The 13957-nt window shown below is 41.5% G+C and carries 8 protein-coding genes; 6 read left to right on the forward strand and 2 right to left on the reverse strand.

The annotated features are described in order from the left end of the window. Position 1: 1 nt before the first annotated feature. Together ACFSJE_RS00095 and ACFSJE_RS00100 are read right to left on the reverse strand one after the other, a co-directional pair. A complete protein-coding gene (locus ACFSJE_RS00095) occupies positions 2 to 394 on the reverse strand; it encodes a DUF1003 domain-containing protein (RefSeq protein WP_379828866.1) in 393 nt (130 codons plus the stop codon). Continuing rightward, a complete protein-coding gene (locus tag ACFSJE_RS00100) occupies positions 394 to 1257 on the reverse strand; it encodes a mechanosensitive ion channel family protein (protein WP_379828868.1) in 864 nt (287 codons plus the stop codon). Before ACFSJE_RS00100 ends, ACFSJE_RS00095 begins: the two co-directional genes overlap by 1 nt. Before the next feature lie 908 nt (positions 1258 to 2165). Here ACFSJE_RS00100 and ACFSJE_RS00105 point away from each other — a divergent pair. The 6 genes from ACFSJE_RS00105 to ACFSJE_RS00130 all read left to right on the forward strand — a co-directional run bounded on the left by ACFSJE_RS00105 (position 2166) and on the right by ACFSJE_RS00130 (position 13942). Then, positions 2166 to 5687, forward strand: a complete 3522-nt coding sequence (locus ACFSJE_RS00105; RefSeq protein ID WP_379828869.1) for a PVC-type heme-binding CxxCH protein — start codon at positions 2166 to 2168, stop codon at positions 5685 to 5687. Positions 5688 to 5709: 22 nt separating this feature from the next. Next, positions 5710 to 7230 (forward strand): MFS transporter, encoded by a 1521-nt coding sequence (locus tag ACFSJE_RS00110; RefSeq protein ID WP_379828871.1) that lies wholly within the window; start codon positions 5710 to 5712, stop codon positions 7228 to 7230. A gap of 12 nt (positions 7231 to 7242) precedes the next feature. Continuing rightward, a complete protein-coding gene (locus ACFSJE_RS00115) occupies positions 7243 to 8109 on the forward strand; it encodes a sugar phosphate isomerase/epimerase family protein (RefSeq protein ID WP_379828873.1) in 867 nt (288 codons plus the stop codon). Positions 8110 to 8145: 36 nt separating this feature from the next. Further along, positions 8146 to 9273, forward strand: a complete 1128-nt coding sequence (locus tag ACFSJE_RS00120; RefSeq protein WP_379828874.1) for a Gfo/Idh/MocA family oxidoreductase — start codon at positions 8146 to 8148, stop codon at positions 9271 to 9273. 239 nt (positions 9274 to 9512) lie between these two features. After that, the gene (locus ACFSJE_RS00125) at positions 9513 to 11216 is read left to right on the forward strand and encodes a hypothetical protein (protein WP_379828875.1); all 1704 of its coding nucleotides are present in this window, start codon (positions 9513 to 9515) and stop codon (positions 11214 to 11216) included. Between the two features lie 320 nt (positions 11217 to 11536). Next, positions 11537 to 13942, forward strand: coding sequence for a hybrid sensor histidine kinase/response regulator (locus ACFSJE_RS00130; RefSeq protein ID WP_379828877.1), 2406 nt, complete (start codon positions 11537 to 11539; stop codon positions 13940 to 13942). The last annotated feature ends 15 nt before the right edge of the window (positions 13943 to 13957 follow it).

The raw sequence follows: 13957 nt of genomic DNA on the forward strand, positions 1-13957 counted from the left end.
TTTACTTTGATGATTTTTCCGAAAGCATTTTTTTCAATTCCTTGATTTCCTTCATCAAAAGCGCAATTTCCTTTTCGGCCTTGATGTTGACGTTGTAGTCGTTTTCAGCCCTGATCTCCGCTCTTTTGGCCTGAAGGTTTTGACCTACCATCAACAAGGGCATCAGGAATATTTGGATCATATTGGAAATGAACAGCCAAAGCACAAAAGCGGGATAGGGATCAAACCGGAAGTTGACGGGTGCGAACATGTTCCATCCTAGCCAAAATATGGTCCATGCTAGGATAAGAATAAAAAAACCGATGGTCCCAATTCGATCCGTAATCCATATGGCGAAACGTTCCGATGGTTTTAAATTTTTTTTATAGACGTGGTTGGTGTTCTTGATTTCCATTAGATTTCATTTTTGTCCATGGTATTGGGGAATGTAACGGTTCTTTGGGGGAATGGGATTTCGATACCTGCATCATCAAACCTTTTCTTGATACTCTGTAAAAGGTCGCATTGAAGGATAAACGCATCGGCAGAATTGGCTGCCCACGCCCAAACCCGCAGGTTCACGGATGAATCGTTAAGGGCCGTTACCCTGGCAATCACAGGAGGAACTTTGTTCTCCAAATCCTCCTTGTTTCTGGGATCGATATGCAGTGGGTGTTTCGCTACTTCTTCCTTCATGATATCCAAGGCTTTTTCCACATTTGAGGAATATCCTATGCCAATGTCGATCATTTTGCAACACTTGGTATCCCCCAAATGGGCGTTGATGATCAAATCGGAACTTATCACTGAATTGGGGACAATGATTCTATTGTTCTCAAAATCACGAATCACGACTTGACGTAGGTTTATGTCTTCAACAATTCCAGTAAAACTTTCACGGATGGTAATCTTGTCATTCACGCGGAAAGGTTTAAAGATGACAATCAAGATGCCGCTCATGATATTGCTAAGCGCTTGTTGGGATGCAAGACCTGCAATCAGGGAAACAACGCCGGCACCTGCCAAAAGGGAATGACCGACAATTTTGAATTCAGGAATCTGTACCAAGGCACATGCAATGCCCACCACATAGATCAGTGCGGTAGAAATATGTTTGATAAAGAGAAACCCGGTCAAATCCTTGTGATGGTTCAGCAAGGATTTTTTGATAAAACGGTTTAGGAACCAGTTAAAGACTAAAGCAATTGTAATAGTGAGAAGTATGATAATTACAATCAACGTCAATGTCCTGAATTCTGTAAAAAGCGTTTTGATCATGTTATGCTTATTGCTCTAAAAGTGTTTTGGGAATAACCCTTTTATTTTTCACTATTCTTTTGTTCATTAAATCTAGGCAAATCTATTTGATTTTACATTTTGAAATTTTCTGTGTTTTCCTACAATAGGAATTTTTGATTTCTTAAATTTGGACAGTTTGAAACACATAAAGGTTGTGTTCAAAAGTTGTTTTTTGCTTTCCGTGTTCTTAACGGGAATACCTTCAGGATTACAGGGTTAAAACAATGATTTTCAATGCGATAAGATTACGTCGATGATTCAGTCATCCCGACAAGATAAAGCTGAAAAGTTCTCGCAGAAAGGTTGCTTTCTAAAGAGAACTTTTTTGTTTTAGATAAAATTAAAGCAAGGCTTTAATTTGCAATAATCATTTTTGGATGCACGAAGTGAATCCAGTCATCCCGACTTAAACTTCTAAAATAAACACTGTTGATCTTATGATTATCAGTGTTTTTTTTCTAAAATTTCCTGCTCGTCTTTTTTTGATTCTACCTCTAAATCAAAGTCAATTTGCGAGCGGTGTCTCCAGAATTAATTTCGGGAACATGCCAGTGATATAAATAATTGCGTCATTCGGCTTAGCACAGACGAACACTGGGCTCAAGTTTAACTGAATTCTTAATATTTTTCAAAAAAGCCTTATAAAACCTCAAACTTGTTAATATTATCCTAAAAAGAATGTTTTTTTGATTACTGCTAAGCGAAAAAAATGACAATTTGAAAAAAAAGCTTATTTTTAAAAAGTGTGAAGCCAACACTTTATTTTTTAGGTTGTTTGCTTCTACAAGTTTATCTTTTGGAAAAGTGCACTGATACACTTTAGGGTTTATGGGTCATTTTTAAGAGTTAAATCAAAACGAAATCAAATAGTAACCAATTTTAACTAAATGCAGACTAAAAAAACCTGGCTAAGGGTAGCCTTTTTGGCTTCGCTGTGCATCATGATAACCTCATGTAACAGCAAGAAATCTAAAACCGAAGACAACACTCCAAAGAGAATGGAGATTCTCTTTTTGGGCCATAAAACAAATTCCCATCACAACTCAGAACAGTTGGCAAGTATTCTATCTAGAGAATATTTTAGAAGCGGAATCAACATTTCATTTACCGATGATCCAGATGATTTAACCAAAGAGAATCTGGACCAGTATGCAGGCTTGGTGGTTTATGCAAACCATGATTCCATTACCGACCCTCAGGCCGAAGCACTTTTGGGCTATGTTAGGGGTGGAAAAGGGTTGATCGCATTGCACTGTGCCTCTTTTTGTTTTAGAAATAATGATGAGGTTGTTGAGATGATAGGGGGGCAATTCAAGAGCCACGAGTACGATACCATTCAAAACGTAATTGTAAAGCCAGAGCATGAGGTAATGCAAGGCATCACCGAATTTAAAACCTTCGATGAAACCTATGTGCACGATAAAATTTCACCCAATATTGAGGTGTTGACAGAACGTGTTGAGGGGGATCACCATGAACCTTATACATGGATTAGGCCTTATGGTGAAGGTCGTGTGTTTTATACCGCTTATGGACATGATGAGGTAACATTCAATACGCAAGGCTTTTTAGACTTGGTAAAGAATGGAATCATGTGGTCCGTTGGGGACGAAGCCAAAGCAAATCTTGAAAAGGTTTTTATCGCTGAACCGGAATATACGGATGGGCTTGTGCCCAACTACGAGAAAAGGGACCCTGCACCACGGGTACAGCAACCTTTGACTCCAGAAGAGTCGATGTCTTTAATGCAAGTCCCGGTAGGATTTGAGTTGAAGTTATTTGCATCAGAGCCTATGCTTTACAATCCTATGTATATGAACTGGGATGAGAAAGGTAGACTTTGGGTTATTGAAACGGTTGATTATCCAAACGAAGTTAAGGACGATGACATGGGGGATGACCGCATAAAAATATTGGAAGATACCGATGGTGATGGAAAAGCGGATAAAGTAACAACGTTCGCAGAAAAATTGAACATTCCTACCAGTTTTGTGTTCTCCAATGGCGGCATCATTGTAAGCCAATCTCCATCATTTTTGTTCCTAAAGGACACTGATGGTGATGACGTTGCTGATGTTAGGGAAGATATTTTACCCGGTTGGGGAAAACATGACACCCATGCACAATCGTCAAACTTGCGATATGGTTTGGACAACTATATTTGGGGAATGGTAGGGTATTCTGGATTTGAAGGCGTGTCCCAACAAGGTGGCGCGGATTCCTTGAAGTTTGACAATGCCATGTACAAGTTCGACCCAAATACGAGAGACATTGAGCATTTGGGAGATGCATCAAACAATACATGGGGATTGGGTTTTTCGGAAGAATTTGATGTCTTTATTTCTACGGCCAACAATACACATACCGCATTTTTTGGTATACCGAAAAGATATTTCGAGAAGTCTGACATCGATGAAAATGGTGTCATCAAATTAGATGCCCATTACGACATGCGTTATGCCATCAAAGCCCTTCGTCAGGTAGATGTAATGGGAGGATTTACTGCAGCAGCAGGTCATAGCTTGTACACGGCCAGGGATTTTCCAAAATCATACTGGAACAGTGTGGCCTTTGTCACCGAACCAACAGGAAGATTGGTGCACAGGGTAAGGCTGAAACAAGAAGGAGCCGGATTTATTGAAGATGGTGATGGCTGGAATTTATTGACAAGTGGTGACGAGTGGGCAGGCCCTATTCAAGCTGAAGTTGGTCCTGATGGAGCTGTTTGGATTGCGGACTGGTACAATTTTATCATTCAGCATAACCCAACTCCATCCGTGAATTCAGCTGGGGTTGATGCCATGAATGGCTACGGAAATGCCTATGTGAATCCGTTGAGGGACCGTTCTCGTGGACGTATCTATCGCGTGGTTTACAAAGGGCATGACAAGCAAAACACACTTAAATTAAATAAAGACGACAAACAAGGTCTTGTTAAAGCATTATCTAACAACAACATGTTTTGGAGAACGCATGCACAACGATTGTTGGTAGAAAATGGAGATACTTCTGTATTTTCTGAATTGTATGGGTTGGTAAAAGATGAATCTGTTGATGAAGTAGGAATCAATGCACCTGCTATTCATGCTTTATGGACGCTTCATGGTTTGGGTGCCTTTGATGGTTCTAACCAAGAGGCCTTGGACGTTGCCAAAAAAGCATTGTCCCATCCAACAGCAGGGGTTAGGCGCGCAGCCATTCAGGTGTTGCCTAAAAATATGGAAACGTTTGAAGCCATTGAAAAAGCAGGGCTCTTTGCTGATGAGGATTATCGGGTACGATTGGCAGCAGCGCTGTTCACTACTGAATTGCCGCCATCAGATGCGATTGGAAAAGTGTTGGTAGATATGGCTGAGAAGGAAGAAAACTTCAGCGATATGTGGTTGAAACACGCCTTGACCATTTCCGGTAAGCTAAATGCAGACGGATTCAAGGCAGAGTTTGCCAAAAGGGGGTATAAGCAGAATCCTTCCTTATTGGAGGCTTCATTGGCCCAAAAATTGGCCTATGGTTCCCAACTGAATATGGTACAACTTCGCAGAACGTGGAGACGTGCAGTACCGTTGACTCCAGAAGTGGCCAATAGAGAATGGATTGTTTCTGGGGATATCGAAAATAATTCATCCGAAGAGCATTCAGGACTTATCATGGTCCAAGGAAACCGAAGAAATGGGTATGGACTGTTCTTTATGGATGGAAAATTGAATTTTGTCATCAACCAAAATGGCAGAACCTATAAAGTGGTGAATTCCAAACGACTTCCCAAAAACTTCAAGTTTGTGGCAGGATTAGAGGAAGATGGTGTCATGAAGTTGGTGATTGATGGAGAGGAAGTCGGTTCGGCTCAGACGGCGGGTCTTTTCAAAACTGATTTGGAAAATGAACGTGGTGTAAGGGTTGGTTTTGAAAGAAGCACCGGCGCTGATAAAGTGGCCGATTATCCGGATTTATTCTATTCCAGAACAACTTCTTTCAGTAATGGTAAATTGGAAATTTTGGATACCTCCGCGGCCACAGATGTTGTGGAAGATGTTGATCAAGTCATCGTCTTGAACACATTGAAGGATGTTATGAAGTATGACAAAGAATTGATTACGGCCAAAGCGGGTAGCACCATTCAGATTGTTCTGAACAACCCTGATTTTATGCAGCACAATTTGGTACTTGTTCAACCTGGAACCAAAGAAAAGGTTGGAGCAGAGGCCGATAAATTGGCAATGGCCAGTAATGGACAAGAACTGGAATATGTGCCTCAAATGCCTGAGGTTATCGCAGCAACGCCTTTAATTAATTCAGGAGGTAGTTACACATTGACCATAAAATTGCCAAATAAGGCAGGAGACTATCCCTATATCTGTACGTTCCCGGGTCACTGGCGAATTATGCAAGGTGTACTGCGGGTAAATTAATCAACCAATTAGTAAGTAAAGTATGAATAATCAAACTGCTTCCGCGCCAGATAGACTGTTGTTCCTAACGTGTTTTGTTGCCTTGGTAACCACAGCATTTGGCTTTATCCTTCGGGCTATTGTTTTGCCGCAATGGGGGGTGGATTTTAATTTAACGCAGACCCAATTAGGGGAAATTTCAGGAGTTGGACTTTGGCCTTTTGCCATTAGTATTGTTCTTTTCAGCCTTGTGGTCGACAAAATAGGATACAAAACCTCATTGGGATTTGCATTTGTATGTCATGTCGCTTCCGTAATTCTTACCGTTACCGCTACGGGCTATAGCTCGTTGTATTTGGCCACTTTTATTGGGGCCATTGGAAATGGAGTGGTGGAAGCCGTTGTAAATCCAGTGGTGGCCACCATGTTCGCCAAAGAAAAAACCAAATGGTTGAATATGCTGCATGCAGGTTGGCCAGGAGGTTTGGTATTGGGCGGCGTTTTTGCATTGATCATGGGTGCCGAAATGGCTTGGGAATATAAAATTGCCTTGACATTGATTCCAACAGTGATATACGGTGTTATGATGTTGCGTCGCAAATTCCCAGTGAATGAACGGGTACAGGCCGGTGTTTCCTATAAGGAAATGTTGCAGGAAGTTGGTGCGGCCGGAGCACTTATCATTGTATCCATAGTAGTCTTTCAATTAGGCGAAGTATTCGGATGGACCCTTTGGTTGAATGTGGCCATCATCTTGCTGATTACTGTATTATTTGGACTTTATACGCGAAGTTTTGGCCAGCCATTGTTCGTAATACTTTTGATTATTATGATACCATTGGCTGTAACAGAACTCGGTACGGATAGCTGGATTACCGATTTAATGACACCGGCCATGACCAAAATTGGGTTACAGGCAGGATGGGTTCTGGTCTATACCTCCGCAATTATGTTTGTGTTGCGTTTGTTTGCTGGACCTATCATCCATAAGGTATCACCCCTTGGGTTATTGGCCATTTGTTCATTGGTTGCCGCGGTTGGACTATTTTTCCTTTCCCAGTCTGCAGGCGTAATGATTTTGGTTGCAGCCACCATTTATGGATTTGGTAAATCCTTTTTCTGGCCCACCATGCTCGGTGTGGTCGCAGAACGCTTTCCAAAGGGAGGGGCCTTGACCCTGAATATTACCGGCGGATTGGGTATGATCGCTGCAGGTGTCATTGGAGCGGGAATCATTGGATTTATTCAGGATAGCTCCATCGAAAAAGGAATTTCTGACTATGATAAGGCTCAGAATACGGAATTGAGTCAGAAATATATCACAGATGAAAAAACCAGTGTCTTTGGTGATTACAGGGCCTTGGATAAACAAAAGCTGGCGATGGCATCCGAGGCTGAGATTGAAACCATTACAGAGGTTCAACATCAGTCCAAAAAAGAAGCATTGCAGTACATTGTTATCTTTCCAATCTTAATGTTCATTAGCTATATGGCCCTTATCCTATATTTTAAAAACAAGGGAGGCTATGCAGCTGTATTGCTGACGACGCATGATGATAATTGACAATTAAAATACATGGCTTTAAAAAATATAAAGTTTGGTGCAAGTACGTGGTTATGGGCTTCTCCTTTTACCACGGAAACCATCGAAGAACTTTTTCCAAAAATATCCCAATTAGGATTTGATGTTGTTGAAATTGCCGTTGAGGATCCTACATTGATAGACCTAAAAAAAGTGAAGTCGGGCTTAGACCGTTATAACCTTGATGTCACCATTTGTGGGGCGTTTGGAAGTTCTCGGGATTTGACCAACGAATCTGTGGAAGTTCAAAAAAATGGACTTTCTTATATTGAGGATTGCCTTGATATCTGCGAGGAATTGGGGGTTTCCTTTTTTGCGGGACCCATGTATTCAGCTGTAGGGAAGGCGCGTATGTTGCCGCCGGAACAAAGAAAGGCGGAATGGGATTTAGCCGTAAAGAACTTAAGAACCGTTTGTGAAATGGCCGAAAATAGAGGGTTGAAAATAGCCTTGGAGCCATTGAACAGGTTTGAATCTGACTTGGTGAACACTACGGATGATGCGCTAAGAATGGTAAAGGACATCAATCATTCTGCTGCCAAAGTTATGATTGATAGTTTCCATATGAGCATTGAAGAACGCGATGTGGAAAGTGCTATCAAAGCCGCTGGAGATGAGCTGATTCACGTTCAGGTATCCGAAAATTACAGAGGTGCCCCAGGAACCGGTCAAACCCCTTGGAATGCCTACAAAAGAGGGCTCGAAGCCATCAACTATCAAGGTGTGGTTTCCATTGAAAGTTTTACCACCCAAAATGTGGAATTGGCAGGAGCGGTTTGTTTTTGGACCCCTAAAGCGGATACCCAAGACAATTTCGCTAAAGACGGACTTCAATTTTTAAAAAAATGGGCCTCAAATTAAGAAGCTTATTTTATCAGAATTATTAAAATATAAAATATGAGTAAAAAGATTAATGTGGCCATTGTTGGTCTTGGTTTCGGAGCAGAATTCATTCCAATTTATCAAAAGCACCCCAACGCGGAAATGTATGCCATTTGTCAGCGTAACGAGGAAAAAATGAACGCCATTGGTGACGAATTTGGAATTGATGTACGATACACAGATTACGATGAGCTCTTAAAAGACCCAGCGATTGATGCGGTCCATATCAACACCCCCATTCCAAATCACGGGGAACAATCCATTAAGGCGCTAAAAGCAGGAAAGCATGTTGCTTGTACCGTGCCCATGGCAACTACCGTGGAAGAGTGCAAGCAAATCGTGGAATTGGTCAAGGAAACGGGTTTGACCTATATGATGATGGAAACCGTGGTTTATGCTCGGGAGTTTTTATTCATGAAAGAGCTGTATGACAAAGGCGAATTGGGGAAAATCCAGTATTTAAAAGCCAGTCACCAACAAGATATGGACGGATGGCCCAATTATTGGCCGGGACTTCCCCCAATGCACTATGCCACCCATTGTGTGGGGCCTGTTTTGGCGTTGACCCAGGGTGAGGCCGAATATGTGTCCTGTTTTGGTTCTGGAACTATTCGGGAAGAACTTATCCCGATTTACAATTCTCCATTTGCAGTGGAAAGCACCCATATTAAATTCAAAAATTCAGATTTAAGTGCGCATGTGTACCGATCACTTTTTGATGTAGCACGTCAATACCGTGAAAGTTTTGAAGTGTATGGTTCCAAAAAATCAGTGGAATGGCCGCTTATTGAAGGGCATCCACTGGTGGTTCATACCTCAAAAAAGCCGGAACCTGAAATACCCGAAGAAGTGGAATCTCCAGATTATGCCAAGTATTTGCCAGAAGAAATCCAACGCTTTACCACCAAAGGAGTGTACGATACGGATGATAATCAGCACTTATCCTTCACACAAGGAGCCGGGCATGGAGGTTCACACCCTCATTTGGTCCATGAATTTGTGAATGCATTGATACAGGAGAAAGAGCCTTATCCAAACGCCCAGCAGTCAGCCAACATTACCTGTGTAGGTATTTTGGCGCACGAGTCGGCATTACAAGGAGGCAAACAAATAAGCTTGCCAGACTTTACCCTAAGCAGCTAGTCTTTAAAAATAGTTTAGCATATCAATCCGCCCTCGCTTCAACTGGAGTTTGTAGGGCGGAAATGTTTTATGGCACCAGTGAAATTTGAAGGGAATGTAGATAAGCCAGTTTCTAAAAACAGTGATTATTCGACAACATAGTACCAGTAAATGTTAATAATATATTTCGTTGGGATGTGGAATGTTGATAACTTGAACAATCAAAATGAACACCTAACCAGAAAGAACCGGAAACTAGTATGAAAAATCTTTTGCTTGCCTCTTTTTTGCTGTTGACCATCACTTGTATGGCTCAAAACACATCCCTGAAGAGCATTGGAAATTACGAACCTGTGCGATTTGACACCTCTGAACCACTTACCTCAATCTATAAAGCGACAAATTTGACATCTGGCTTTGCAACAAGCAATAGCCTTGTAAACTCTTCTGAAATTGGAGTGGAAAGCAAACAGAATTTTGTGGAACAATCGTTTCATGGAAGTCAAAATTCTCCGACATTGGTTACCAGTTTTGATGGGATTGGATGGGGTTTCAACGGACCCCATGGAGCGGCAACGCTCCGAAACCCATCGGATAATTCGCTTGCCGTTGGTCCCAACCACGTGGTTCAAACGGTGAACACCAGAATGGCGATTTTCACTAAAAAGGGTGAAAAATATGATACTTCTGGTGAGGTACTATATGGCCCAGTGAATACCAACAATGTATTCAAAGGATTTGGAGGACCCTGCGAAAGAATCAATAATGGTGATGCAGTGGTACGTTACGACCAGTTGGCCGATCGCTGGTTGATTGTTATGCCTACATTCCGCAGAATGCAGTCAAGAACCGATACAATTGCGACCAGACTGGACCAACCAGGCAAAGCCGTAAAATTGTATGAACCTTCCTCCAACTATGAGGAAGAAAGACAGCAACCCACTGAGTTGGATGGCACTTTTTGCATGTGCTACGCCATCAGTACAAGTTCAGACCCCTTTGGTCCCTACTATCGGTATGAGTTTAAAAGAGACTTATTTCCAGACTATCCGCGTCCTGCAGTTTGGCCTGATGGATATTACACTACCACCAGTACCGGAGATCACGTGAACGAAAGGCATGCTTATGTTGTGGATCGCGAAAAAATGCTCAAGGGCGAAAAAGCCACGGAACAATCCTTTATACTTCAGGATATCAATTTTGTCATCAATGCCGATTTGGATGGAAAGCAATTACCGCCACCTGGAGCCCCAAACATTATGTTAGGCACAGGAGGAACACAGTTAGAAGGAATTCTGGAAGACGATGGCATTTATGTCTGGAAGTACCATGTGGATTGGGAAAATCCATCAAACACCACGCTTGATGGTCCGGAGAAAATTCAGGTGGAACCCTACAGCTATCTCTGTGGAGGACAATTAACGAGCTGTGTTCCCCAACCTGGAACCGATGTACGTCTGGATTCCCAAGGAGACAAAATCATGTCACGCCTAATTTATCGAAGAATCGGGAAAACGGAGTCCATTGTTGCGGTTCATTCCGTAAATACCGCCACCAGCGGAGGAGTTCGTTGGTATGAATTTCGATTGGATAAGAATAGAGATGTAAAACTCTATCAACAAAGTACATTTGCTCCTGATGCCTCTTATAGATGGATGGCGAGTCCGGCAATGGACGCCAAAGGAAATATCGGCATTGGTTATTCTTTCGGCAGTGCCACCGAATTTCCAGGGCAGCGTTTTGCAGGTCGACTTTCAGGCGATAAGCTGGGTGTCCTGACAATGAAAGAAGCCGTTTTGGTGGATGGTGAAGATTCACAGAAAAACACACTCCGTTGGGAAGATTATACGCAAACCGCCATGGACCCAAGTGATGATATGACCATTTGGTATGTTGGGGATTATTTCAAAAAAGGTGGGGAGAATTATTCCACAAAAATAGGTGCCTTTAAATTGGAAAATTAATCATAGTAGTAAGAGTTTGGTTTTTGGGACAGCTATGTGGAATGCACGAATTTTGAAGCTTTTTCCGAAGACCTAAATTTTAGTCAGTTGCTTGGTTCTCTTTTCTGTTTTTCCATTGGATTATGGAATTACATTGAAAAATGGGAACCAAGTTTTTTTAAAAGGTACCATTCATCGAGGTAATATGCGGAACATCCGTCAGATATTGAGGTTTTAAGGGCGTTTCGGAACTTTATATCATAAATTCAAATGCTATTCGTTTGAATTGAAACAAACAAAATCCACTTTCCCAAAGGGTGGTATCAACGAAACCTACTGTTATGTGTTACCGAACAAAACTGTTGCCCTCGGCAGTTATAATTGTTTTGCAGGCTCTTCTGTGCATCTTTCCAATTGCATTGAATGCCCAAGCACAGCAAGAATCCAAAATTTCCAATTCAACATCAATTCGTTCAAAGGCATCCATTCTTTTGGCTGGCCAAAAGGAATATGATTTTGATGAGATTCGAAACAATCCCAATCTATCTTTTGTACCACTCTCCAATTTGGAAGAGAATGTTGGTTTTTCAAATAATCATTATTGGTTGACCTTTTCGTTGGAAAATCCTTCCTCCAAAGCAATAGAATACTTTTTGGAAACCGCTAGACCCATTACCGATGTAGTCGACCTGTATCTGGTCCAAGAGAACGGGAGTGTAAACTATGAACAGAGCGGTGATAAAATTCCTTTTGTAGAAAAGAGCGTACAACATAGAAAATCCATTTTTGATATTAAACTGGCCCCGCACCAAAAGGTGGAGGCATACATCCATATTAAAAGTGATGGTGAGGTAGTCATGTTTCCGTTGGAGCTGTACCAAAAGGATCAATTCATCAATCTGACCTATAAAGAGCAGATATTTTATGGCTTCTTTTACGGGATTCTTATTCTGGCTTGTATCATCTATCTGTTTTTCTTTTTTGCATTGAAGGATAGTGCATTTATCTATTATGGCCTGTATGTACTTTTCATAGCACTCATGCAGTTTTCCTTGGATGGATTTTTTCACCAATACTTTACCCCGCAGGCCGGCTGGCTCTCCGATAGGGCCGTGTTGCTCACCGCATTTATATCATTGTTTTTCTTTGGTATATATGGCGATAAATTCCTGAACCTAAAAAAGAACAGCCCATTTTTACATGTTTCCAGAAAATTTTTGAGCGTCGCCATAATCTTAGGCACTTTTTTGTTGGCAGCGGTGCCATCTTGGTTTCAATATTGCTATCCAATGGCAAATGGCATAGGTATTCTGGTTTTGGTTCACATGATTGCATCCCTAGTGGTGATGAAAGTGAAAGGGGTGAAGGTAGACCCGTATTTTGTGATAGGTATATCTTTTCTGGTCTTTGGGTTTGTAGTTTTTATCCTGAATAATTTCAACACCATTGAAAACTCATTTTTTACAGATAACGGTGCCAAGTTTGGGATTGGATTTGAGATTATTTTCCTATCCATTTCCATGAGCAACCGGATCCGGAGTTTACGTATGGAAAATGAACACAACCAGGTATTAGCCCTTCAGCGTGCTGAGGACATGAACGAGATTAAATCATCTTTCCTATCAAATATCAGCCACGAGCTTCGAACTCCCCTGAATCTGATTATGGGGGTGGCCACTTCATTGCAACAGAACAAGGAAGAGGAGGATTTGGAAGAGAAGTGCAAGCTTATTTTAAGTTCTTCTAAAAACTTGTTGGGCTATATTGAAGATATCCTTGACTTTACGGTGATTGAAAAAGGAAATCAAGAGTTAAAAGAAGTGTCCTTTGACCTTCCATCAACTTTAGAAAAGGTCATAAAAATTCAACAGCCAAAGGCTGAAGCCAAAAATTTGGATTTCAAATTTGAGATTCCCCAAAGTTTACCCAATAGAATTGTGGGCGATAAAGGAAAATTGGTCCAAATTCTCAACCACTTGCTGGACAATGCCATCAAATTCACCAATAGCGGAAGTGTAGTGGTTAAAATTCATGCTAAACGAAAAGGGAAAGAAGCTGTTCATCTGGATTTTGAAATTAAGGACACGGGAATTGGAATTTCCAAAGAGAAAATGAGTACCATTTTTGAATCCTTTACCAAAAAATCCTTTATGGACAAGCGTGAGTTCAGCGGTCTTGGATTGGGACTCTATATTGTAAAGACCTATGTTGATTTACAGGAAGGAACCATTGAAATAAAGAATAACGCGCAACAGGGTATTACATGTCATTTGAGCCTTGGGTTTGAAGTGGATGAAGACCATGTGGAGCTTTCCCAAAACCTACAGATGGACCCCATGAAGTCCACTGGTTTGGGCGCAAACCGAATTCTTCTGGTGGAGGACAACAAGATGAACCAGACTGTGGTAAAGTTATTGTTCAAAAAGTGCGAGAATGTGAGCCTGACCATTGCCAATCATGGCAAGGAGGCTTTGGAAATTATGGAAAAGCAAAGCTTTGATCTTGTGCTAATGGATTTACAGATGCCAGAGATGGATGGTTTTGAGACAACCTCCATGATTCGTTCTGGTAGGGCCAATTGTGATGCTCAAATTCCTATAATTGTGCTCACTGCGGACAATACCAGTGACACACGCAAGGAGATTTTTAGGTTAGGGGCCAATGATTTGATTACTAAACCTGTCAATGGCGCATTGCTGTTTTCCAAAATCAACAAGAATTTCCCGATCAGTGTAAAAGTGGCGTAGAAAGCCGCTTGCTGC

It is taken from the genome of Flagellimonas iocasae, from assembly GCF_042682725.1.
Taxonomy (GTDB): domain Bacteria; phylum Bacteroidota; class Bacteroidia; order Flavobacteriales; family Flavobacteriaceae; genus Flagellimonas; species Flagellimonas iocasae.